Raw genomic sequence first — 23,806 nt, 5'->3', positions numbered from 1 at the left:
ATGTTAGGGCGGCCAGACAACCCTGTGCGCGGTGGGGCCTCAGGGCAGGGGCTGCTTCTTGACCAGTGTGGCGCGCACCTCGGTCCATGGCAAGACCACGTGGTGGCCGCGGCAGCTGCGCGCGGCTTCCGGATAGATGTCAGGCGACACGGCCAGACCCTGCCCGGTGGGCCACATCAGCCAGTCTTGCGGGCCGGGCGCGTGGGCCAGGTCGGGGGCGCTGCATTGACCGCGTTCGCATGCGTAGCGCTCCAGCACCAGGTCTTCGCAGGCTGTGTCGTCTGGGTCGGCTGCCTGACCGGCCTGGTCGGCTTTGCGGGCGGCGAAGGCTTTCAGCGCCAGGGCGGGCAGCAGGTCGGTGCGTTGCAGGTCCAGCCGCTCACCCGGTTGGCCCACCATGCGGAACATCGGCGCCCAGCGGTGGGGCTGGCCGGTGCGCAGGTCGAAGGTGTTGACTTCAAATCCGCCTGCCGGATGGGCCGCGCCGGCGAAGTAGAAGCCGTAGGTGCGTGTGACGGTGAGCCAGCGCGGGTTGGCAAACACCACCTGCTGGTCGTCGGTGAAGTCGACCGCCGTGAGCCAGTCGCGCACGCGCTCGCGCCATTGCTGCTGCAGCTGGGCGTTGATGCGCTGGCGCGCCTGGGGCGTGCCGCCGGCGGTCAGCTGCACGGTGCGCACGTCACTGCGCGGGTCGAGCAGGGTCTGCCAGTGGGCGGGGCCCATCTGGCCGCCGGGGCGTGTTTCGGCCCGGATGCCCTTGAAGCGGGCCTGTTCGTAGGGGTCGTTCAGTGCGCTGGCGCTGGGCGTGTAGCCCGACACGCGCCGCAACTGGATGCCCTCGCTGGGCAGGGGGTGGCCATCCTTGGGTTGGCGGGCCTTCCACTGGCCGCCGGTGCGGGCGGGGCTGTCGGGCAAGGTCCAGCGGGCGGCGGGCGATTCGCAGGGCTCGAAGGGCAGCGCCTCGGACGGGTCGCACTCGTCCAGCACCAGGGGCTGCCCCGGCTGGATGGCCTGGACGGCCGGGCCCCACAGCAGTCGGTCACGGCCCACGGCTTCGTCAAAGTAACGGCCCGTCAGGCGCTGCTGTTCGTCGGGGTACAGGGCCACTGTCACGTGGCGCGTGCCGATCTGGCCCTGGTAAAGGCCCGCCCAGGGCGTGGCGGCCCAGGCCTGGGTGGCCGACACAGCGGTCAACACGGCGGTCAACAACGCCGTCAGGGTGTGGGGGAGCAGTTGGCAGGCAAACGAACGGCGGGGCGTCATGGCAGGGTGGCGTGGCTGTGTGGCGTGACTCAGGCGGTGGGGGGCTCAGCCAGCAACTGTTGCAGCGCGGCCAGGTCGCCGCGTTCGGTGCGGCCGCGGGCGTCGGGCTTGAGCGCCCCACGGATGTCGTCGGCATCGAGGATGGTCAGGTGCACGCCGATGTGCTCGCCCAGGGCCGGGCAGTTCACGCTCAGGCTCAGGCGGTCGACATCCCCACGGGGGCCTGGGGCGCTCGACACGTCGTACTCCACGCCCTTGCCGATCAGCAGGATCTCGGCCGATTTGCTGTCGTCGCAGTACAGCTGCAGGTGCACGTCGTTCAGGCGCGTGGCCGTGCCGCGCCACACGGCACCGGTCAGGTGGGGGCGGAATTCGGCCAGGCGCTCCATCCACACGGCGGCCAGTTCGCGCAGGGCGCGCAGCTCGGCGGGCTGGGTGTCGGCGCAGAACAGCGAGATGTAGTCCACCACTGCGTCTTCCACCTGCTGGTTGTCGGGCAGCTCGGCGCGGCCGTTCAGGCCCAGCTGCTTGACGGCGCGGCGCTTGGCCGGGCCGTACTCCAGCCCTTCTTCCACCACCAGGCGGGCGGCGGTGGCGGCTATTTCTTCGGTGGCATGGGCGCGCATGGGGCGAGGGTCTCGGGAAGATGGGGTGTCAGGCGGCCTGCACCTCGACCGGGGTGGCACTGAAGGCGGCGTTGCCGCTGATGCCATCGGTCAGCTGGTCGTCGGTCAGGTCGTTGATGGAGACCCCGGCGTGCGCCTGGGCCACCCGCAATTGTGTGCCCTGGCGGCCATGCCCCCAGCCATGCGGCAGGCTGACCACACCGGGGCGCATGTCGGGCGTGATGTGCACGGGGGCCTGCACTTCGCCCACGCGCGAGGCAATGCGCACCACCTGGCCTTCGCTGAGCTGGCGGGCCTGGGCATCAACAGGGTGCATGTACAGGGTGCAGCGCGGCTTGCCCGACACCAAGCGCTCGGTGTTGTGCATCCACGAGTTGTTGCTGCGCACGTCACGCCGGCCGATCAGGCGCAGCGCGTTGGGGCGGGCCACCTCGGTCACGAAGGCCTGCACCAGGCGGGGCAGCTCCTGCGCGATGCGGTCGGGCATCAGGTTCACGCGGCGGTTCTGTTTTTTGAGGGCGTCGATCAGTTGCGGCTCCAGCGGGCCCAGGTCCACACCCTCGGGGTGCTGCTTGAGCTCGTCCCAGGTCACACGGGCGCCCTTGCGGCCCAGGCCCAGCTGCAGCAGGCGCTTGGGGCTCAGCCGCGTGAGGGCGGCGCGCATGGCCATGCCCTTGAGTCGGCCGAGCGTGCTTTTGCTTTCCACGCCCCACAGGCGGCGGGCGTAGCGGCGCGCCAGTTCGCTGTAGATCTGCCAGTCGTGCAGGCTGCCTTCGGCGGGCGCCACCACGGGCTCGCTGTAGCGGGCCACGTTGCGAACGGCCAGGTGCAGGAAGACCAGGTCGTAGTGGTCGTGCTCGACGAAGCAGGTGGGCGGCAGGATCACGTCGGCATGGCGCGTGGTCTCGTTGATGAAGAAATCAATGGCCACCATGAAATCCAGCCCCTCCAGCGCGCGGTCGAGCTGCTGGCCGTTGGGGGTGGACAGCACCGGGTTGCCGCACGAGGTGATCAGGGCGCGCACCTGGCCTTGGCCCGGCGTGAGCATTTCTTCGGCCATGACGGCCACAGGCAACTCGCCATTGAACTCGGGGGCGCCGCGCACGCGGCTGCGCCACACGTCGAAATGGCCCTTGCCCATCAGGCCCATCTGGATCAGGTTCACGGCCGGCGAGGTCAGCAAGGCGCCGCCTTCGTGGTCGACCTGGCCACACAGCAGGTTCAGCACCTGGATGGCCCATTGGCACACCACGCCATGCGCCTGGGTGGACACGCCCATGCGGCCGTAGACCACACCGGCTTCCGAGGTGGCCAGCGTGCGGGCCAGGCGGCGGGTGGTGGCCGCGTCGATGCCGGTGACGCCTGCCATGGCCTCGGGGCTGAAGGGCTGCACCGCCTGTTGAACGACCTCGATGTGCTGCAGCAGGCCCTCCCACCGGCGCGGGCGCAGCAGCTGTTCGTCAAACAGGGTGTGCAGCAGGGCCAGCAGCCAGGCCGCGTCGGTGCCGGGCTCGATGGCCAGGTGTTCCTGGGCCAGGGCCGCGGTTTCGGTGCGGCGGGGGTCGACCACCACCAGCTGCCCGCCGCGCTCTTTCAGGGCCTTGAAGCGCGCGCGCACATCGGGCACGGTCATCAGGCTGCCGTTGCTGGCCATCGGGTTGCCGCCCAGGATCAGCATGAACTGCGTGCGGTCGATGTCGGGCACGGGGATGCGCATCTGGTGGCCATACAGCCAGTGCGACACCAGGTGGTGCGGCAGCTGGTCGACCGAGGTGGCCGAGTAGCGGTGCCGTGTCTTGAGCTGGCCGAAAAAGGTCTGGGCGTGGGTGATGTTGCCCCAGTTGTGCACGCTGGGGTTGCCCTGGTACACGGCCACGGCCTGCGAGCCGTGTTGCTCGCGCACACGCGCCAGTTGCTCGACCACCAGGTCGAAGGCCTGGTCCCAGCCGATGGGCTGCCAGGTGGTCTGGCCGTTGGTCACCACGCGGCGCACGGGCTGGCGCAGGCGGTCGGGGTCTTCGTGCAGGTCTTTCAGGGCCACGGCCTTGGGGCAGATGTGCCCGCGTGACAGCGGGTCGGCCTCGTTGCCCTTGATGGACACGATGCGCTCGTGCGTGCCCTGGGTCTCGACGGTGAAGGTCAGGCCGCAGATGGCCTCGCACAGGTTGCAGGCGCCCTGCACGGTGCGGGTGGTCACGGGCAGGGTGCTGCCGTGGGCAGCAGGGGAGGCGGTGTGGCTCATGGCGATGGGTTCACTGCATGGGGTGTGGCATGGCATCCCCCCGCTCAGGGGACACGAACGCCCATCCTCGCATGGAACAATCGCCGCCAACCAAATCAATCTTCAGGGAAACACATGATGGCACCCCGTGCATTCGGGCTGGCTGCGGCCGCCCGTGTCCTCTTTCCTTGGGTTCTGGCCGCCGGCATGACCGCAGCCCAGGCCCAATCGGTCATGGTTTACGAAAACGGACAGGCCCCCTCGGCGCAGGACGTGGCCGACATCCTGTCGCGCGGCGCGGTCGAACAGCAGAAGCTGCGCGGCCAGATGCCTGCAGGCTCGCCCTTTGCCGCACTCGAGCAAAAGCCCGTGCGTCAGGTGACCGAGGCCAGCGCCTTGTCGGTGCCCATCACCTTCGGCTTCGATTCGGCGCAGCTCACGCCGCAGGCCCGCATCCAGCTCAACACCATCGCCGAAGGCATCAAGCTGACCGAAGGCACGGTGAAGGTGGTGATCGAGGGCCACACCGACGCCAAGGGCACGCTGAACTACAACGACAGCCTGTCGCTCAAGCGCGCGCAGGCGGTGCGCGAGTACCTGATCGCGGCCAAGGGCCTGTCGCCCAGGCAATTGCAGGTCGATGGCAAGGGCCCGCGCAAGCCCATCGACACCGACCCCTACAGCCCGCGCAACCGCCGCGTGCAGTTCCGCGCGGGGTGAGCATGCGCCATCAAGTTTGCAAGGCCCTGCGCATGGCGCTGGCTGCACGGGCAGCGTGTGCGCTGCTGGCTGGTGCGGCTCCGTTGAGCGCGCATGCGGCCGATGCGCTTGAGCGCCTCAATGCCGCCACCGAGACCGACCGTGCGCAAGCCAGTGGGGCCTGGGTGCATTGCCTGTTGCCCGGACAGGTGCGCCGCCTGGGCCTGAGCGTGGTGGCCACGCCCCGGCGTGCCCTGCGCGTGAGCCCGTCCGAGTGTCTGGCTGCGGGTGGCGAATATGTCGAATCGCAAGACACCGTGGGGGCCTTGAAGATCTGGTTGCCCCTGGCCGCCGACGGCATGCCCGAAGCCCAGGCCACCGCAGGTGAGTTGTACGAGCAGCAAGGGCAGCCCAAGCTGGCGCGTGCCTGGTACGAGAAGGCCGCAGCGGCCGGCGTGGCCCGTGCACAGTTCAATCTGGCCAGTCTGGATGTGCAAAGCGGCGCCACCACGCCCGGCTCTGACCGCACCCAGCAGTTGCTGGCGGCGGCGTCGGGCGGCTGGGTGGCGGGGCTGGTCATGGCCCCGCGTGAGCGCCTGCGCATCGAGGTGGTGGCACCTGAGGCCGCCATGCGCCTGCCCAGGCCGGTCGATGGGGTGTTGACGGTCGAGGCCGGTCCGCAGGCCCGAGAGCTGGTGGCCCGCGTGGTGGCGCCTGCCGGCTTGAAGTCGGTGAAGGTCAACGGGCAGGCGGTGCAGCTTGATGCCCAGGGGCTGCTGCAGGTGCCGGTGGCCAGTGCGGAGCAGGGCGGGGCGGCCATGGCGGGTGCGCAGGCCTATGCCCTGGAAGCTCAGGCCACTGACGGTGCCCTGGCCCGCACCGAGGTGCGGGTGGTGCAGCGCTCCAGCGGGGAAGCCCTGGCCCGGCCGGTGGCCCCCCCCCCGTCGCCCGAACAGCTGATGGTACAAGCGCCGACGGCATCGGGTGCAGCCGCCTCGGTTGAACGGGCTCCGGGGGAGCGCGCCCAGGCTTTGCCCGCCGGTCGGCGCTGGGCCCTGATGATCGCCAACCAGGCCTATGCCCAATGGGGCGCGCTCGACACCCCCCTCACCGATGCCCAGGCCGTGGGCGAGGTGCTGCGTGACCGCTATGGCTTTGACGTGCAATGGGTTCGCAACGCCACCCGGGCCCAGATGCTGCAGGCCTTGCAGGCCCTGCGCGCGCGCGCAGGACCGCAGGACCAGGTGCTGGTGTACTACGCCGGCCACGGCCAGATGGACAACGTCACGGCCCGTGGCTACTGGATTCCGGTCGATGGTGACAAGCAGGATGTCAGCCGCTGGGTGTCGGTGATCGACGTGACCGACCAGCTGTCGGCCATGCAGGCGCGGCACGCCATGGTGATCGCTGATTCCTGCTACTCGGGTACGCTCACCCATTCGCTGATGCCCCAGATCGACACGGCCCTGGCCGAAGGGCAACGCCGCCAGGCGCTGGAGTTCCTGTCGCGGCAGAGGGTGCGTGTGGCCATGACGTCGGGCGGGCTGGAGCCGGTGCTCGACGGCGGCAGCATCGAGCATTCGCTGTTCGCACGCAGCCTGCTCGACGTGCTGCGCCAGGTGCAGGCCCCCGTGGCGGCGCTGGAATTGCACCAGGCGGTGGCAGCCCGCTTTGCCCATCTGGGCCGCAGGCTGCAGGTGCAGCAGCAGCCACACTATGCCCCGATTGCTTTTGCCGGGCATGAGGCCGGCGACTTCGTGCTCAGCCCCCGTTGAGGCGCGAAGGGGCCGCGGAAGAGCCCTTCATGGTGGGCACCCGGTGAGGGGTGCTCGGCAAACTGCGCGGTGAATTGGGCACGCAGGGCGGGGCATCTCGGATGCCCCGATCGATCACAGCTCCTGCCGCACACCTGCGCTGAACCGCCAGTGTGTGGTGTTGCGCAGGCCGATGCCTTGCTCGTAGTCGGCAAACAGGCTCATGCCCTTGGCGTTCACCGATGACAGGCCCACCGCCGCACTGCCCTGGTGGCGGTCGGCCGCTTGCGGTGCGGGAGCAGGCAGCCAGCCTTGCGCCGTGGCGTAGGCCTGCGCCGACGCGCCCGTCAGGCGCTGGCGGGTGGTTTCGCTCCATTCCACGCGGGCATAGGGCAGCAGCACGCCCCAGGTCTGCAGCACGCTGGCCTGCCATTGCACGCCCACGCTGGCCGCATCCGAGCGCCCCTGGGTGTCACCCACGGTAGCGTCTGTCAGGCGGGTGCGCACCTGGTCCAGGCGCAGGTAGGGCGACACACTGTGAGCGCCCCAGGCCAGGTCATGGCCCCATTGCAGGCTCAGGCCGGTGGTGTGGCCGCGCTGGCGGCCATCGACCACGGTGCCGTCGCCCAGGTCGGTGGTGCTGCGGTAGCGGTCGGTGCTGCGGGCCACGGCAAGGCTCAAGTGTCCCCAGCGTCCCAGTTCGTGCAGGCCATACAGGCTCAGGCCCACCTGCTGGCCTCTCACGCGTGAGGCCGTGCCCAGCCAGCGCAGGCGGGGGTACTGAAGGGACAGGCCCGCACCCACCACAGCCTGCTCGCTCAGACGGTAGTCGGCGCCCAGGTTCAGGTCGGCGCTGCTTTGGGCCAGGCCTGCGGCGTTGGCCATGGCCCCCTGGTCGGCCGTGTGGCTGGCGCCCTGTGCCCACACGCTCAGGCGGCGCTCGCCACGCAGCCAGGGGCTGCCGCCCAGGCGGTCGGCCTGCTGGCGTTGCAGCACGCGCAGTTGCTGCTGGTGGAGTTGCAGCCGAAGGGCCTGCTGGCTGTGCAGGGCCAGCACGCCACCTTGCACCAGCGGGCCGCATTCGGTGGCGGACACGTTCTGACCGATGGCGGCGGCGCGTTCTCGCGTCAGCGCCGTTTCGATGTCTCGGTCGATGAACCGGGTGCCATCGGAGTCAGGTATGAATTCTTCGGCGGGCGCCTCAGCCGGCGCTTCATTGGGCGCAGCGCAAGGGATGTCCGCCGAAGCGGTCATGGCCTGAGCCTGCGTGATCAGCGGCCACCAGCAGGCAGCCACAGCGACGGGTGTCAGCACCAGCCAGACACGGGTTGGCGAAAGGAGGGGTGTGAGAGGCATGGACAAAAACTTGAAACCCACGCGCAAGCACGCCTTGCCCACCAGCGGTGGGCTTGCTTCTCCCTGAAGTGTTGGCATGCCGCTCGTGGAATGGCGACGTGTTTGAAGCCGCAGATTTTTCCATGCAGCGTATGCCATGCCATCCCGCCAGCGGGGGTGAGCCCCCTTGCCTCAGGGGTTATGAAAAAGGGGCCACTGGGGCCCCTGGTGTCGTGTGGCCACGCCCGGTCGGGCGCAGCTTACAGCCGGCTATCACGCCTCGCGGCGCAGCGCCGGGAACAAAATCACGTCACGGATGTTGGGCGCGTCGGTCAGCAGCATCATCAGGCGGTCGATGCCGATGCCGCAGCCGCCCGTGGGGGGCAGGCCGTATTCGAGCGCGCGGATGTAGTCGGCGTCGAAGTACATGGCCTCTTCGTCGCCAGCTTCCTTGGCATTGGCTTGGGCAGCGAACCGGGCGGCCTGCTCTTCGGGGTCGTTCAATTCGCTGAAGCCGTTGCCGTATTCGCGGCCGGTGATGAACAGCTCGAAGCGTTCGGTGATGCTGGGGTCGGCATCCGATGCGCGCGCCAGCGGGCTCACTTCCACCGGGTAGTCGATGATGAAGGTGGGCTGCCACAGCTTTTCTTCCACTGCGGCTTCGAACAGGCCGAACTGCAGCTCGGCCAGGCTCCAGCGGGCCGGGGGTTCTTCGCCCAGCTGCTTGAGCTTGCTGTGCAGCACCTCGGCGTTGTCGGCCTCTTCCGAACTCAGGCCGGCGTACTTCACCAGCGACTCACGCACGGTCAGGCGCTCGAAAGGCGATTCGAGGTCGACTTCCTTGCCGCCATACGTGACCTTGGCGGTGCCCACGGCCGCAATGGCCGCGTGGCGCAGGATGCTCTCGGTGAAGTCCATCAGGTCGCGGTGGTTCCACCAGGCCGCGTAGAACTCCATCATGGTGAATTCGGGGTTGTGCCGCACCGACACGCCTTCGTTGCGGAAGTTGCGGTTGATCTCGAACACCCGCTCGAAGCCACCGACCACCAGGCGCTTGAGGTACAGCTCGGGCGCGATGCGCAGGAACATTTCCTGGTCGAGCGCGTTGTGGTGGGTGATGAAGGGCTTGGCGTTGGCACCCCCAGGGATGGGGTGCATCATGGGCGTTTCGACTTCCAGGAAGCCGTGGTCGACCATGAAGCTGCGGATCGAGGCCACGGCCTTGCTGCGCGCGATGAAGCGGGCGCGCGATTCTTCGTCGACGATCAGGTCGACGTAACGCTGGCGGTACTTCTGCTCCTGGTCGGTCATGCCGTGGAACTTGTCCGGCAGCGGGCGCAGGGCTTTGGTCAGCAGGCGGATGCTGCTCACCTTGATCGACAGCTCGCCGGTCTTGGTCTTGAACAGGGTGCCTTCGGCGCCCAGGATGTCGCCCAGGTCCCAGTGTTTGAAGGCCTGCAGGGCCTCGGCGCCCACGTTGTCGAGCGTGACGTACACCTGGATGCGGCCGGTGGCGTCTTGCAGGGTGCCGAAGCAGGCCTTGCCCATGACGCGCTTGAGCATCAGGCGGCCCCCCACGCTGGCCTTGACCGCCTGGGCTTCCAGGGCCTCGGGTTCGGTGCCGTCGTGGGCGGCGTGCAGACCCGCAGCGCGGTCGGCCGGCTTGAAATCGTTGGGGAAGGCCACGCCCTGAGCGCGGATGGCCGCCAGTTTCTCGCGACGCTCGGCCACCAGTTTGTTGGTGTCCACCACGGTCTCGGGGGTGGCGGTGTCGGGCGTCGAAGGCTTGGACGTGTCAGGCGTGCTCATGGCTGGATGGGCTGGTTTCGGTGGCGGGGCGCTCCCCCCTGGCGGTGTCAGACCGGCTATGAACCGGCGCAAGACAACAGTTTCGGGTGGGGCCAAACCCTCGATTGTATGAAACCGTGCGAGACAATGGGCGGCAATGTCTGTCAACGCGTCTGATTCTCTGCTTCGCCGGGCCTGGTCGGCCATCCCGAAAGCCGCCCTGGGCAACCTGGCGGCCAAGCTGCTGATCGTGGGTCTGGGCCTGACGATCACGGTGCTGGTGGCCCGTCAGGGGCCCAAGGTGCAGGGCGCGTTCGCGCTGTTCGTGGCCATCGAGTCGGCCTTGCTCACGCTGTTCACGGGCCTGGGTCTGTGGCTGGCCCGCCAGGTGTCGCGCCAGGAGGCCGGTGAGTCGGGCTTCGGTGCGCCCCTGTTGCGCAGCGTGCTGCGCGCTGCGGTGGGGCTGGGCTTGCTGGCCTCGGGTGTGTTGCTGGCCGTGTCGTGGTCGACCTCGGTGATGCCCTATGCGCAGTTGTGGCTGCTGGCCCTGGCCGCGCCTTTTTTGCTGCTGGTGCCCACCGCCACCGGCCTGTGGCTGGGGCAGGGCCGCATGTGGCCGCTGAACCTGGCTCAGGTGGCGGCGCCCGCGTCGGTGCTGGGCGGGCTGTCGGTGGTGTGGTGGTTGCTTGACAGCACCAAGCGCCAGACGCCCATGGTGGTGCTGGTGCTGACGGCCTGGGTGCTGGGCAAATCGGTGGTGGCGGTGGCCACGGCGCTGTATGCCCTGCGCGAAGCGCGCCTGCGTGACGACGCCCGGGCCGGACAAGGCATTGCGCCGGTGCAGCCCCGGCCGCGCTGGTGGCAGGAGCCTGGCTTCGTGGCCACCATCGGCATCACCAATGTGGTCAGCCTGCTGAACTACCGGGCTTCGTTGTTCCTGGTCGAGCGCCACCTGGGGCTGGCCGTGGTGGGCACCTATTCGGTGGCCGTGAGCGTGGCCGAGCTGCTGTGGCTGCTGTCGTCGTCGGTGTCGGTGTCGGCGTATTCGCGCATTGGCCATCCCGACCGGGCCATTGCCGGGCAGACCACGGTGCAGGCTGTGCGCATCAATGTGCTGGCCACGCTGGCGGCGGCCCCTTTGCTCTTGGCGGGTGCATGGTGGGGGCTGCCCTGGTTGATGGGTGAGGCTTATGCCGCTTCGGTTCTGCCGCTGGCGGCCCTGCTTCCAGGGGTGGCCGCCTATGCCGCAGCTTCCAGCCTGTCGGCGTTCTACACCAACCACCTGGGCAAGCCGCACCTGTCGGGCAGCATTGCAGCCCTGTCGCTGGCCATCAGCTTCTCGCTGGGCTGGTTGCTGGTGCCCCTGCATGGCGCGGTGGGGGCCGCGGTGGCCTCCAGCCTGGGCTACATCGTGGCCATTGCCGTGGCCTACCGGGTGTTCCTGCAGCACGCGGGCCTGCCCTGGCGGGCCTTGTGGTCGGGTGTGCCAGCCATCCCGGCTGACGCGGCTGCCACAAAGGGCTGACACCCCGGGCTCGCGGGGGCGTGTTTGAGGGGTGCCCCTGGCAGCCGGGCGCGCGGCGATGACTTCCCGGTGACAATACGGGCTCCCTGAAACGCCGCCATGTCCGCCATCCCGCAAACCATCAAACGTGCCCTGGCCCGCCTGCTGTCGCTGGCGAGTGGCCCGCGCATCATTTACGGGTGGCAGAACGCGCGCGGAGGCTACTGCCCCAGCACCCGGTTCAGCACGCACACCTGTTTCGAATGTCCAGAGGGCATCACGCTGGCCGACCACATCTTCATCGGGCACTTCAACCGCATCGACGGCTCGAACGGCCTGACCATCGACGAGGGCGTGCAGATCACCAACTACGTGTCGGTGCTCAGCCACTCCAGCCACCGTTCGGTGCGCATCATGGGGCAACAATACTACGGCCACCCTGACCCGGTGGGCTATGTGCGCCGCGCCACCCACATTGGCGCCTACAGCTTCGTGGGCCCGCATTGCATCATCGCGCCAGGCGCCCGCATTGGCCGTGGCGTGATCGTGCAGGCCTTCAGTTTCGTGTCGGGTGATGTGCCCGACTTCGCCATCGTGGGCCCGCGCACCATGGGCCAGCCGGCGGTGGTCATGGGCGACACCCGCGAGGTCGATGCCAGCCTGCTGGCGCAGCACCCCGAGTTGCACGCCGTGTATGCGGCCTGGGCCGGGCACGACAACCTCAACAAGGCCTTGGCCCACGCGGACCAGCGCAACGCACGCGCCGGAGGCCGAGCCTGATGGCGCCCAAGGCCCCGGACCGCATCCTGTTCTTTGCCGATGCCGCCAGCGTGCACACGCGTCGCTGGGTGGCCGCCGTGGTCGAGCGCGGTGCCCGTGCCGTGGTGATCACGCGGCAGCCAGCCGAGGTGCCGGGTGCGGACGAAGTGATCGCCATCCGCCCGGGCAGCGACAAGATGGGCTGGTTCCTGGCCCTGCCGGAGGTGCGTCGGGTGGCGGCGCAACTGCATGCCCGCTGGCCGGTGTGTGTGGTGCATGGCCACTACGTGACCTCCTATGGCCTGTGGGCTGCGGCCTGTGGCCTCCAACGCCCCACCGTGCTCACAGCCTGGGGCTCGGACATCCTGGTCACGCCGCGCGAGAGCCGCCTCATGCGCCAGGTGGTGGGCTGGTCGCTGCGCCGTGCCGACCTGATCACGGCCGATTCCATGGACATGATCGAAGAGATCGCGGGCTACCACCCCCATGCGCCGGCCCATCAGATCTTGTGGGGCGCCGACACCGACAAGTTTTGCCCCGCCGTGCCGGCCGAGGGGTTCGAGGTGGTCAGCCTGCGCAGCTGGGAGCCCAACTACAACATCGACACCGTGCTGCAGGGCTTTGCCGGGCTGCGCGCGGCCCGTCCCCAGGCCCAGGCCCGTCTGCACCTGCTGGGTGGCGGCACCCAGGCCGAGGCCCTGAAGGCCCAGGTGGCCGCACTGGGCCTGCATGATGCCGTGGTGTTCCACGGCCGAGTGGGTGACCAGGCCATGGTGGCCGCCATCCAGCGCAGCCGTGTGTCCATCTCGGTGCCCACCAGCGACGCCACCTCGGTGTCGGTGCTGGAATCCATGGCCTGTGGCCTGCCCATCGTGGCTTCCGACCTGCCGGCCAATCGCCAGTGGCTGGATGCCCGCGGCGGCTGGATCGTGCCTGTGCGTGACGCCCAGGCCATCACCACAGCCCTGGTACAGGCCTGTGACCACCCGGAGCAGGCGCGCCTGATGGGCGCCTACAACCGCGTGGTGGTTGAACGAGAGGCCTCGCGCCGCGGCCAGATGGACCGCATGTGGGCCCTGTACCTGCAGCTGCTCAAGCCCTGTTCCAGCCTGAACAAGGGTCGCCCGGTGAGGTCGGCATGACCGTGAACGCCGTGAGACGCACGGTCTCGGTGATCGTGCCGTGCCGCAATGAGGCCGATCACATCGAGGCTTTCTGCCGCAGCGTGGCGGGCCAGCAGGTGCCGGCCGGCTGGCAGCTGCAGGTGCTGATCGCCGATGGCCTGAGCGACGACGGCACCCGCAAGAAGCTGCAGGCCTTCTGCCGGCGTGATCCGCGTTTCGTCATGATCGACAACCCGGGCCGCATCGTGTCGTGCGGGCTGAACCGCTGCATCGAGCAGGCCGCGGGCGAGTTCATCGTGCGCCTGGACGTGCACACCGTGTACGCGCCCGACTACGTGGCCCAGTGCCTGGCCACCTGGCAGGCCACCGGGGCCGACAACGTGGGCGGCCCCTGGAAGGCCGAAGGCCAGCCAGGCACCGCCGGTGTGGTGCAGCGTGCGGTGGCCGCGGCCTTCCAGTCGAAGCTGGTGGCCGGTGGTGCCCTCTCGCGCGACCTGATCCACAACGGCTGGGTGGACACGGTGTACCTGGGGGCCTGGCCCAAAGCCACCTTCGAGCGCTTTGGCGGTTTCGACGAAACCCTGGTGCGCAACCAGGACGACGAGCACAACCTGCGCATCCACAAGGGTGGCGGCAAGGTGTGGCAGTCGGCCAGCATCCGCTCCACCTACTTCCCGCGCGCCCACAAGATGGACGTGTTCCGCCAGTACCGCCAGTACGGCTACTGGAAGCCCTTCGTCATGAAAAAACATGGCCAGGCCGCAGCCCTGCGCCACCTGATTCCGGGCCTGTTCGTGGGCGGGCTGGCCCTGCTGTACGGCCTGTCGCTGCTGGCCGGGCTGGCGGTGTCGTGGATGCCCGTGGGCCCTGCGCGCGATGTGGCCGTGTGGCTGATGCTGGGCAGCTCGCTGCTGCTGGTGGCCGGGCTGCTGGCTTATGGCGCGGCCGTGTGGTGGATCAGCGGCCGCATCGCCCGCGAGGCCGGTGCCGAGCTCAAGCCCCACCTGCCCGCCGTGATCGCGGCCTACCATTGGGGCTATGGCCTGGGCAGCCTGCGTGGCTGGTGGGACGCGCTCGTCAAGGGCCGTCCCGACCCCAGCTTTGGCCGCCTGACCCGCGGGGCCGCTGCGCAGCGCTGAGCCCTGCACCGCATTCGAAACCGAGTCTGCACATGTCGAACACCCCGTCTCAGCCTGTCTTGCCCTTTCTGCCCTTTGCCCTGCCTGAAATCGGCGAAGAAGAAATCGCCGAAGTGGTCGACACCCTGCGTTCTGGCTGGGTCACCACGGGCCCCAAGGCCCGCAAGTTCGAAGAGGCGTTTGGCACCTACCTGAACGGTGGCCAGGCGGGCGAGCACGGCCTGCACTGCATCGCGGTGAACTCGGCCACGGCCGGGCTGCACCTGGCGCTGGAAGCCCTGGGCATCGGCCCGGGCGACGAAGTCATCACCACCACGCACACCTTCACGGCCACGGCCGAGGTGGTGCGCTACCTCGGTGCCGACGTGAAGCTGGTCGACATCGACCCGGCCACGCTGAACATCGACCCGGCGGCCATTGAAGCGGCCATCACGCCGCGCACCAAGTGCATCATGCCTGTGCACTACGCGGGCCTGGCCGTCGACATGGACGCCATCCACGACATCGCCCAGCGCCATGGCCTGAAGGTGGTCGAAGACGCTGCCCACGCGCTGCCCACCACCTTCAAGGGCCAGCTGGTGGGGCTGCACGCCAGCGATGCGGTCGTGTTCAGCTTCTACGCCAACAAGACCATGACCACCGGCGAAGGCGGCATGCTGGTCACGCGCAATGCCGAGCTGGCTGCGCGGGCCAAGGTCATGCGCCTGCACGGCATCAACCGCGATGCCTTCGACCGCTTCACGGCCAAGGTGCCCAGCTGGTACTACGAGATCGTGGCGCCCGGCTTCAAGTACAACCTGACCGACATCGCGGCGGCCCTGGGCTTGCACCAGTTGACGCGCATTGACGGCTTCCAGGTGCGCCGCGAGCAGATCGCCACCCGCTTCGACGAAGCCCTGGCCGACCTGCCCCTGGTGCTGCCCCCGCGACCGCAGCACGCGGGTGACCTGCACGCCTGGCACCTGTACGTGGTGCGCCTGTCTGACGAGGCCACCCTCACGCGCGACCAGCTGATCGACAGCCTGTTCGCCGACGGCATCGGCGTGAGCGTGCACTACATCCCGCTGCACCTGCACCCTTACTGGAAAGAGCGCTACGACCTGCAGCCCGTGCAGTTCCCGCACAGCCAGAAGGCCTACGAGCGCATGGTGAGCCTGCCGCTGTACACCCGCATGACCGATGCCGATGTCGAGCGGGTGATCACGGCGGTTCGCAAGGCCTTCGGCCGTTGAGGCCCGTCATGGGGCTGACGAGACTCGGGTGATGGCCAAGCGCGTGTTCGACTGGGTGATGTCTTCCCTGGGCCTGCTGGTGCTGGCCCCGGTGCTGCTGCTCATTGCCCTGGCCGTCAAGCTCGATTCGCCCGGGCCCGTGTTCTTCCGGCAAGAGCGGGTGGGACGCCACGGCGTGCCCTTTCGCATCCACAAGTTCCGCACCATGCGCCATGCGCCGGTGGGCCAGGGCCTGCAGATCACGGTGGGGGCCGATGCGCGCATCACGCGCGTGGGCCACTTCCTGCGCGCCAGCAAGCTCGACGAATTGCCTCAGCTGCTCGATGTGTGGTGGGGCGACATGAGCCTGGTGGGGCCGCGTCCGGAGGTGCCGCGCTATGTGGCCGTGTACCCGGCCGAGCTCAAGGCCAAGGTGCTGTCGGTGCGCCCGGGCATCACCGACATCGCCTCGATCGAGTACCGCGACGAAAGCGCCGTGCTGGCGCGTGCGGCCGACCCCGAGCATGCCTACATCCACGATGTGCTGCCGCACAAGCTGGCCCTGGCGGCCCGCTATGTGGACCAGGCCTCGGTGTGGCTGGATGTGCGCCTGATCTGGCGCACGCTGGTGGCCATCGTCCGGCGTTGACACACCTCCGGCGCCTTGCTGCCACCTGCCGTAGGACAATGTGGGCTTTGCACAAGCCTTTCCACCGCCCCTGACCATGATCTGGACCCGCCTTGCCCCCTTGCTGGACCGCCTGCGTGCACACCGCACCGCCTCGGTGCTGGCGGCCGACGCGGGGCTGATTGCGCTGGCCTGGCATGCCACCTACCTGTTCCGCATGGGCGTGGAGCGCTGGCTGCACGAGCGCCCCAGCTACGACAACGGCGTGCTGCTGGGGGTGATCGTGGTGTACAGCACCGTGTCGTGGGCCCTGGGTGTGCCCAAGGCCGCCTGGCGCTACGTCAGCTTCCAGGAAATCTCCCGCCTGGGCTGGGTGTGCGTTGGCGCTGGGCTGGCCAGTGCCGTGGTGGTGCTGATGGCCCAGCTGGTCGAGATTCCCCGTGCCGTGCTGGCCTTGCACCCGGTGTTCGCACTGATCACCCTGAGCCTGGCCCGCATGTTCCTGCGCATGGCCCATGAACACGCCCGCGCCCGCACCCGCGGGGGCGACGCCACCGGCCAGCACGCCCTGGTGCTGGGCGCAGGTGCCGCTGGCAAGCTGCTGATCGCCGGCATCCAGCACCGCGGCTGGACCGTGCACGGTCTGCTTGACGACGATGTGCGCAAGCACGGGGCCCGCGTGAGCGGCGTGCCGGTGCTGGGGGGCGTCGAGCGCCTCAAAGAAGCTGAGGTGGTCGACGGCGTCACCCACCTGATCCTGGCCATGCCCTCGGCCAGCGGCCCGCAGCGCAAGCGGGTGCTGGACCTGGCGGCCGAGACCGGTCTGCCCGTGGTGACCGTGCCCTCGGCCGACGAACTGCGCGAAGGCCGCTCGCGCATCGACCGCGTGCGCGACATCGAGCCCGAAGACCTGCTGGGCCGCGACAAGGTGCAGCTTGATGAATCGGCGCTGTCCAGCCTGATCAGTGGCGAAGTGGTGCTGGTGACCGGCGCGGGCGGCTCCATCGGCTCCGAGTTGTGCCGCCAGATCGCCCGTTTCGGCCCGACCCGCCTGGTGCTGTTCGAGCTCAGCGAGTTCGCGCTGTACCAGGTCGAGCAAGACCTGAGCGAGCGTTTCCCCCACCTGCCGCTGGTGCGCCTGGTGGGGGATGTGAAAGACCTGCCGACCTTGCGCCGGGTGATGGCCCAGCAGTCGCCCGGCCTCGTGTTCCATGCAGCGGCCTACAAGCACGTGCCTCTGATGGAAGACGAGAACGCCTGGATGGCGATCCGCAACAACACCCTGGGCACCTACCAGGTGGCCCAGGCCGCGGCCGAGGCTGGGGTGCGCCGCTTCGTGCTGATCTCGACCGACAAGGCCGTGAACCCCACCAACGTGATGGGCGCCACCAAGCGCGCGGCCGAAATGGTGGTCTCGCACTGGACCGCCCAGGCCCCGGGCACCCGGTTCATGGCCGTGCGCTTCGGCAACGTGCTGGGCAGCAGTGGCAGCGTGATCCCCAAGTTCAAGGAACAGATCGCCAAGGGCGGGCCGGTCACGGTCACGCACCCCGAGATCACCCGATTTTTCATGACCATTCCCGAGGCCTCGCAGCTGGTGCTGCAGGCCGCCGCCCTGGCCGACAGCGGGCAGGTGTTCGTGATGGACATGGGGCAGCCCATCAAGATCGCCGACCTGGCCCGCGAAATGATTCACCTCTCGGGCCACACCGAGGCCGAGATTCCCATCGTGTTCAGCGGCCTGCGTCCGGGCGAAAAGCTCTACGAAGAGCTGCTGGCCGATGCCGACCAGACCCTGCCCACGCCCCACCCGCGCCTGCGCCTGGCCCGCCTGAACGGCGAGCTGCCCACCGGCTGGATCGATGAAATGCTGGCCCTGGCGCGTCAGGAAGACCTGCCTCCGCCCGCCCAGCTGCGCCAGCGCCTGCACACGCTGGTGCCTGAATACGCGCCCCGCCAGTGATCAGGCGGCGCTTCGGCGCCCCAGCAGTTTGTCGACCTGTTCCAGCAGGTCGGCAATGCCCACGGGTTTTGTGAGGTAGCAGGTGGCCCCGGCGCTCAGACAGGCATTGACCTGGTCGGGCGTCACATCGGCCGAGATCATCACCACCGGGATGTGGCGGGTTTCCGGATTGGCCTTGGCCAGCTTGAGGAAGTCCAGGCCCGAGGCGTCGGGCAGGTGCACGTCGAGCAAGATCAGTTGCGGGGCTGGCCCAGCCAGGCGGTCATGCAGGGCGGCCAGGCCGTCTTCGATGGTTTCTGCCAGCGTCAGCCGGATCCAGGGGCGTGAGCTCAAAGCCGCCTGCACCAGGGCCGAGTTGGCCAGGTTGTCTTCCACGTACAGCACATGGCGGGTGGGCTCATCGTGGGTACCCCAAGTGGGCACCGCGCTGGTCGTGGCGAGTGGCGGCGGGGCACTGGCCTGCACAGGCAGGGAGGCCGCGGGCAGGCTCAAGGTGAAGGTCGAGCCTTCGCTTTCGCGGCTGGACACCGACAACTGGCCGCCCATCAGCTGCGTGAGGTGGCGGCTGATGACCAGTCCAATGCCTGTGCCATCTTGCCCCTGACGCTCGCGGCCCAGACGGTTGAAGGGCTGGAACAGCTGGCTGACCTGCTGCTCGCTCATGCCCAGGCCATTGTCAGTGACCACCAGGTTGACCATGGGCCCCTGGCTGGTCTTGACCAGCGCCGCCTGCACACGCACCGAGCCGCCCGGGCGGTTGTACTTGATGGCGTTGCTCAGCAGGTTGGTGATCACCTGCCGCAGACGGGTCTCGTCGGCCTGCACACCCCACCCGGCTGGCAAGGTGCCGTCCAGCGTGAGGTGCACATCCATGCGCTCGGCCAGTTCCGCCACCAGCGGCTCACAGGCGGCCAGCACCGGCGGCAAGGGCAGGTTGGCCACCTCCAGGCGCAAGGTGCCGCTGTCGATGCGAGACAGGTCGAGCACGTCGTCGATCATGTCCAGCAGGTGCCAGCCAGCCTGCTGGATCTGTTCCAGCCGTTGTCGTTGCCCGGTCGCCAAGGGCTCAGACGGGTCAAGGCCCATCACCTGCGAGAAGCCCAGCATGGCGTTGAGCGGCGTGCGCAATTCGTGGCTCATGCGGGAGAGAAATTCGCTCTTGGCCTGGTTGGCCTGTTCGGCCGACTCGCGCTGCCTGCGAGCTTCCGACATGGCCGCGGCCATGCGCTCGGTGGTGCCGGTGATCACCAGCAGCAGGGCGCTCAACGCCGCGGCAAACAGCACCCCCACGGTCGCAAACATCCAGGACGTGGCCCGTCCTCCCACGATGGGCACGGCCTCGACCGCCCAGAGGTGCAAGGCCCACTGGCGCTGTGCAAATGGCAGTGGCACGGTCAGCGACTGAGCCGTCTTGATGGGTGAGCCGCTCGTGTGGGCCTGCTGGCAGCCGGCATCGCCACTCAGCACCACGGGCTCCCGCTCTGTCACGTCGATCAGGCAGGCCCGCATGTACGAGGGCATGTCCTTGAGCACCGATTGCAGCGCCTCCTGGGGGCGCAAGGCAATGAACACCACGCCAGCGGCCGAGCGTGCCCGGTCTGAGGGCAGGGCATTGGGGTCGCGGTACACCGCCCGATAGATGACCACGCCGGTCTGGCGCGCGTCGTCCTGCATCAGGTTCAGAGCCGGGGTCACGCTGGGCTGGTTGTCCAGCACAGCCCGTTGGTAGGCCTGGCGGGTTTGCGGGCGTGACAGCACGTTGTACCCCAGTGCGCTTTCGTTGCCCTCCATGGGTTCGATGAAGCGCAGCGCGACCACTTCGTCACCCCGTGGCGGCTGGCGTTCGGTGCCATCGAACACCCGGTATTGGGTCAGGCCTTCCGCGCGTTGCTGGGCCTCGAAGTCGGCCAGGCGCGTGGTGGACAGCCGCTCCTCCCAGCCCATGGCCCGCACATCCTTGAGCTGCTCCAACCAGGGGCGGCTGGCCCGCGAGAACTCGTTGCGCTCGACCGAATCGGAGGCATCGAACACGCCGCGCAACGACTCCAGGGCCGACAGGTAGCCACTCAGGCGCAGCTTCACGGCCGTGGCCGTGCGATCGACCTCCTGCCGGAAGGTGGCGGCCTCGCGTTCGTGCTCCCATCGCTGCATCTGCCGGATGCCCACGGCCAGCAGCAGCATGGCCACGAGCATGGGGATGCCCATGATGCGCAAACGCCGCTGCCACAGGGGGCGTGGCCTGGCCAGCAAGGTGAGCAGGGGCGGGGTGCCCATCAGCACGCCCAGGGCATCGCCCGCCCACCAGCTCACCAGGGTCGGCGCCCACAGGGCAGCGGGTAGCAACCCCAGCCCCACCATGGCCGTCGTGCTGATGGCGGCGTTGAACACGCAAGCCATGGGGCCCGCCAGCACCAGGAAACTGACAATGTCTCGCGGACGGTCAAGGCGCAGATCGCCCTGAGGGTCGGGCATGGTCCAGCGTGCGGCCAACCAGGCCTGCAGGCCGCCGCCGAAGCCGCTGATGATGAAAGACACCCACAGGGCCCAACCCATCGGGTCGGGAGAGGCCAGGCACTGCCCGATCCAGGACACGGCAGCGGACCCCAGCCCCACGGGCACGGCCATCAGCCGTCCCCAGCCCAGCACGAAGGCCAGGCCCACGCCGGTGGCCAGGTACATCAGGGAGACCGCATCGTTCGAGCCCGACAGCCACAGCGACGCCGTCCCCGCCAGGGTGTAGGCGGCGAACGTGATGGCGGCGCGCTGCAGCAGCAGGCGGGCATGCGGCGACAAGGGCATCGGGGTGATGGTGTGAAGTGCGGTGCCGAAAGAGCACAGATTCACAAGCCTATCAGACCCGCTCAGTGCGTCGGGGCGTGGTGGGCCTTGCTCATCTGGCGGTACAGCATCAGCACCGGCACCAGCCCCACCAGCACCATGGCCAGCGAGGGCAGGGCGGCTTCGCCCAGACGCTCGTCTCGGGCCAGCTGGTAGGCCATGACGGCCAGGGTGTCGCTGTCGAAGGGGCGCAGCACCAGGGTGGCCGGCAGTTCCTTCATCACGTCAACGAACACCAGCGTGGTCGCTGCCAGCGCCGGGCGCCACAGCAGCGGCAGGTGCACGCGCCACCACAGGGCCCAGCCCGACACACCCATCAACCGGGCACTTTCGTCGAGCGTGCGGCTGATGTGGGCGTCGCCCGACTCGATGGTTTGCAAAGCCACCGAGGAAAAACGCACCAGGTAGGCGTACATCAGGCCGAACAGGGTGCCCGTCATGAGGCCTGCCGGCGACAGCAGCGGGCGCTGCGGGTCGAGCCATTCAGCGGGCCACACCGATTGCAGCAGGCCCACCGGCCACAGCAGGCCCACGGCGATCACGGCACCGGGCACGGCATACCCCATCGACAGCAGCACGGTGGCGCCCTTGAGTACGCGGTGCCCGGTGGTGCGCACCAGGTGCACCAGCACCAGGGCCAGCAGCACGGTCAGCATGGCCGCCCCACCGGCCAGTTGCAGGCTGTTGAGGCACCACTGCGCGAACTGGGCCCATGGCAGCCCGAACTCGCCGTGTTGATGTTCTTGCCACAACAGCTGCAGCAACCGCACCGTGGGCAGCACGAAGCCGAGCAGCACCGGCAGGGCGCAGCCCAGGCTCACGGCCCAGCCGGCCCAGCCACGCAGGCGCAAAGGCGCCACTTGAGCGGCCGAGGCCCCGGGCCGGTTCATGGCCAGCGACATGCCGCGGCGTGCGCGTTGTTCCAGCCACAGCAGGCCGATCACCACCAAGAGCAGCAGGCTGGCCAGCTGGGCGGCCCCCAGACGGTCGTCCATCGACAGCCAGGCCCGGTAGATCCCGGTGGTGACCGTGCTCAGGCCGAAATAGGCACCCACACCGTAGTCGGCCAGGGTCTCCATCAGGGTCAGGGCCACCCCCGCCACCAGGGCAGGGCGCGCGACAGGCAGGGCCACGGTGAACAGGCGGCGGGGCCAGCTGGCCCCGAGCACGCGGGCGGCTTCCATCAGGCGCATGCCCTGGTCGGCCAGGCTGGCACGCACCAGCAGGTACACATACGGATACAGGCACAGCACCATCAGCACCACGGCGCCGCCGAGGCTGCGCACATCGGGCAGACGGCCCGCATCGGCGCCCTGCCAGTCGCGCCACCAGGTCTGCACCGGGCCACTGAACTGCAGGGTGTCGGTCAGCACATAGGCCAGCACATAGGCTGGCATGGCCATGGGCAACAGCAGGGCCGCACCCAGCCAGCGGCGCCCAGGGAAATCGAGCAGGGCCACGGCGGCGGCGGTGAGCCCGCCCAGCACGGCGCTGCCCACGGCCACCCCCAGCGCCAGCCGCAGCGACGACCAGGCGTAAAGCCCCATCACGGTGTCGAACTGGTGGCGCACGGTGCCCCAGGTGTCGGGGCCACCCGCCCAGGCTGTCAGCACGCTGACCACGGGCAGGCTCAGCAGCAGCGCCACCCCGATCAGTAAATAAATGCAAACAGCTCTCATTATCATTTGATGATAACATGGGGCCATGAAGCCGATGCTGTCCGTTGATCAACTGGTGATGCGCTGGCCTGGCCCTGCGGCCCGGCCTGTGCTCGATGGCGTGAGCCTGAGCCTGATGTCGGGCGAGATCGGCGTGCTGCTCGGCCCGTCGGGCTGTGGCAAGACCACCTTGCTGCGCGTGGTCGCGGGGCTGGAGCGGCCTTCGGCGGGTCGCGTCTCCATTGCCGGCCAGTGCGTCAGTGACCCGGCCGCCCGCCTGCAGGTGCCGGCTGAAAAGCGCCGCATCGGCATGGTCTTCCAGGATTTCGCCCTGTTCCCGCACCTCACGGTGGCGGGCAACGTGGCTTTTGGTTTGCGCCACCTGGGCCGCACCCAGCGCCACGAACGGGTGGCACGCATGCTGGCCCTGGTCGGTCTGGATGGGCTGGCTGCTCGCTGGCCTCATCAGCTGTCGGGTGGCCAGCAGCAGCGGGTGGCTTTGGCCCGTGCGTTGGCCCCGGCGCCTGATCTCATCTTGCTGGACGAGCCCTTTTCCAGCCTCGACACCAGCCTGCGCGAGCGCCTGGTGCACGAACTGCGCGACATCCTCAAGGCCACCGGCACCACGGCATTGTTCGTCACCCACGACCAGGCCGAGGCCTTTGCCCTGGGCGACAAGGTCGGCGTGATGCACCAGGGGCAGTTGCACCAGTGGGACGCCCCACGCCAGTTGTATCGCCAGCCGGCCAGCCGTTTCGTGGCCGAATTCATCGGGCAGGGGGTGCTGCTGCCTTCGCGCTGGATGGCGTCGCACGACCAGCCGGTCGACACGGCAGCCAACCAGCATGCCTCAGCGCCGCCTGTGCCCGCGGCTGCCGCGCCAGTGCCGGCGCCGGCGCCGGCGCCCGCGGAATCGGCCCCCCACGACCTGCTCCTGCGGGCCAGTGACGTTGCACTCGACCCCGACAGCAGCCTGCGCGCTGAAGTGCTGCGCTGGGTGTACCGCGGGGCCGATGCGCTGGGCACCCTGCGTCTGAGCGACGGGCAGGTGCTGTACGCCGAGCTGCCGCCCGAGCCGGCCCTGCAGGCGGGCCAGGAGGTGGGCATTCGCCTGGCGCCGCAGGAAGTCGTCACCTTCGCGCGACAGGCGCAGAGCGCGGCCTGAGCGTTCACCCGACTTCACCCGATCTGTGCGGGTTTTCAGCCCAGATTGCCCCTTGCGCTGTCATCCCCTCTCCTATACTGCAAGATCCACACGTGCTCCAGTCGGAAGCACATTGCTGAGCAGACCGAGGC

General features: G+C 68.8%; 17 protein-coding genes. 10 read left to right on the top strand and 7 right to left on the bottom strand.

What is annotated here, in order from left to right; all coding sequences use genetic code 11:
* Positions 1 to 39 precede the first annotated feature (39 nt).
* The 3 genes from EYS42_RS03670 to EYS42_RS03660 are packed head-to-tail and all read right to left on the bottom strand — an operon-like array spanning position 40 to position 4,131.
* Positions 40 to 1,263, bottom strand: a complete 1,224-nt coding sequence (locus EYS42_RS03670) for a hypothetical protein (RefSeq protein ID WP_130966459.1) — start codon at positions 1,261 to 1,263, stop codon at positions 40 to 42.
* Positions 1,264 to 1,292: 29 nt separating this feature from the next.
* On the bottom strand, positions 1,293 to 1,889 hold the full coding sequence (locus tag EYS42_RS03665; RefSeq protein ID WP_130966458.1) for a hypothetical protein: 597 nt from the start codon (positions 1,887 to 1,889) through the stop codon (positions 1,293 to 1,295).
* A 28-nt stretch (positions 1,890 to 1,917) separates the two neighbouring features.
* Entirely contained in the window at positions 1,918 to 4,131 is a 2,214-nt protein-coding gene (locus EYS42_RS03660) for a molybdopterin-dependent oxidoreductase (RefSeq protein WP_130966457.1), read from the bottom strand.
* 114 nt (positions 4,132 to 4,245) lie between these two features.
* Between EYS42_RS03660 and EYS42_RS03655 the strand changes: the two genes are divergently transcribed.
* The gene (locus EYS42_RS03655; RefSeq protein ID WP_130966456.1) at positions 4,246 to 4,830 is read left to right on the top strand and encodes an OmpA family protein; all 585 of its coding nucleotides are present in this window, start codon (positions 4,246 to 4,248) and stop codon (positions 4,828 to 4,830) included.
* 2 nt (positions 4,831 to 4,832) lie between these two features.
* Positions 4,833 to 6,584: a caspase family protein gene (locus EYS42_RS03650; RefSeq protein ID WP_130966455.1), complete on the top strand. Its 1,752-nt coding sequence runs from the start codon at positions 4,833 to 4,835 to the stop codon at positions 6,582 to 6,584.
* 114 nt (positions 6,585 to 6,698) lie between these two features.
* Here the strand turns inward: EYS42_RS03650 and EYS42_RS03645 are convergent, their stop codons facing one another.
* Both EYS42_RS03645 and lysS read right to left on the bottom strand, forming a co-directional pair.
* Positions 6,699 to 7,877, bottom strand: coding sequence for an autotransporter outer membrane beta-barrel domain-containing protein (locus EYS42_RS03645; RefSeq protein WP_165456623.1), 1,179 nt, complete (start codon positions 7,875 to 7,877; stop codon positions 6,699 to 6,701).
* A 294-nt stretch (positions 7,878 to 8,171) separates the two neighbouring features.
* A complete protein-coding gene (gene lysS, locus EYS42_RS03640; RefSeq protein WP_130966453.1) occupies positions 8,172 to 9,707 on the bottom strand; it encodes a lysine--tRNA ligase in 1,536 nt (511 codons plus the stop codon).
* A 136-nt stretch (positions 9,708 to 9,843) separates the two neighbouring features.
* On the opposite strand from lysS, the gene EYS42_RS03635 reads away from it, so the two are divergent.
* The 7 genes from EYS42_RS03635 to EYS42_RS03605 all read left to right on the top strand — a co-directional run bounded on the left by EYS42_RS03635 (position 9,844) and on the right by EYS42_RS03605 (position 18,014).
* Positions 9,844 to 11,211: an MATE family efflux transporter gene (locus EYS42_RS03635; protein ID WP_130966452.1), complete on the top strand. Its 1,368-nt coding sequence runs from the start codon at positions 9,844 to 9,846 to the stop codon at positions 11,209 to 11,211.
* 99 nt (positions 11,212 to 11,310) lie between these two features.
* Positions 11,311 to 11,970, top strand: coding sequence for an acyltransferase (locus EYS42_RS03630; RefSeq protein ID WP_130966451.1), 660 nt, complete (start codon positions 11,311 to 11,313; stop codon positions 11,968 to 11,970).
* On the top strand, positions 11,970 to 13,091 hold the full coding sequence (locus EYS42_RS03625; protein WP_130966450.1) for a glycosyltransferase: 1,122 nt from the start codon (positions 11,970 to 11,972) through the stop codon (positions 13,089 to 13,091). The genes EYS42_RS03630 and EYS42_RS03625 overlap by 1 nt, the downstream gene beginning before the upstream one ends.
* On the top strand, positions 13,088 to 14,212 hold the full coding sequence (locus tag EYS42_RS03620) for a glycosyltransferase family 2 protein (protein WP_130966449.1): 1,125 nt from the start codon (positions 13,088 to 13,090) through the stop codon (positions 14,210 to 14,212). Before EYS42_RS03625 ends, EYS42_RS03620 begins: the two co-directional genes overlap by 4 nt.
* 32 nt (positions 14,213 to 14,244) lie before the next feature.
* Positions 14,245 to 15,444 carry a DegT/DnrJ/EryC1/StrS family aminotransferase gene (locus tag EYS42_RS03615; RefSeq protein WP_130966448.1) on the top strand — a complete coding sequence of 400 codons (1,200 nt, stop codon included), beginning with the start codon at positions 14,245 to 14,247 and terminating at the stop codon, positions 15,442 to 15,444.
* Positions 15,445 to 15,475: 31 nt separating this feature from the next.
* Complete coding sequence (locus EYS42_RS03610; protein ID WP_130966447.1) at positions 15,476 to 16,072, top strand: sugar transferase; 597 nt, start codon at positions 15,476 to 15,478, stop codon at positions 16,070 to 16,072.
* Between the two features lie 76 nt (positions 16,073 to 16,148).
* A complete protein-coding gene (locus EYS42_RS03605) occupies positions 16,149 to 18,014 on the top strand; it encodes a polysaccharide biosynthesis protein (protein ID WP_130966446.1) in 1,866 nt (621 codons plus the stop codon).
* On the opposite strand, the gene EYS42_RS03600 is transcribed toward EYS42_RS03605, so the two are convergent.
* Positions 18,015 to 20,813 (bottom strand): CHASE domain-containing protein, encoded by a 2,799-nt coding sequence (locus EYS42_RS03600; RefSeq protein WP_130966445.1) that lies wholly within the window; start codon positions 20,811 to 20,813, stop codon positions 18,015 to 18,017.
* 62 nt (positions 20,814 to 20,875) lie between these two features.
* Positions 20,876 to 22,531 (bottom strand): ABC transporter permease, encoded by a 1,656-nt coding sequence (locus tag EYS42_RS03595; RefSeq protein WP_130966444.1) that lies wholly within the window; start codon positions 22,529 to 22,531, stop codon positions 20,876 to 20,878.
* Between the two features lie 25 nt (positions 22,532 to 22,556).
* On the opposite strand from EYS42_RS03595, the gene EYS42_RS03590 reads away from it, so the two are divergent.
* Positions 22,557 to 23,675, top strand: a complete 1,119-nt coding sequence (locus EYS42_RS03590) for an ABC transporter ATP-binding protein (RefSeq protein ID WP_245503484.1) — start codon at positions 22,557 to 22,559, stop codon at positions 23,673 to 23,675.
* Positions 23,676 to 23,806: the final 131 nt, after the last annotated feature.

This window comes from Aquabacterium lacunae (assembly GCF_004310865.1).
GTDB lineage: Bacteria > Pseudomonadota > Gammaproteobacteria > Burkholderiales > Burkholderiaceae_C > Aquabacterium > Aquabacterium lacunae.
This window is presented reverse-complemented; position numbering and strand designations above follow the sequence as displayed.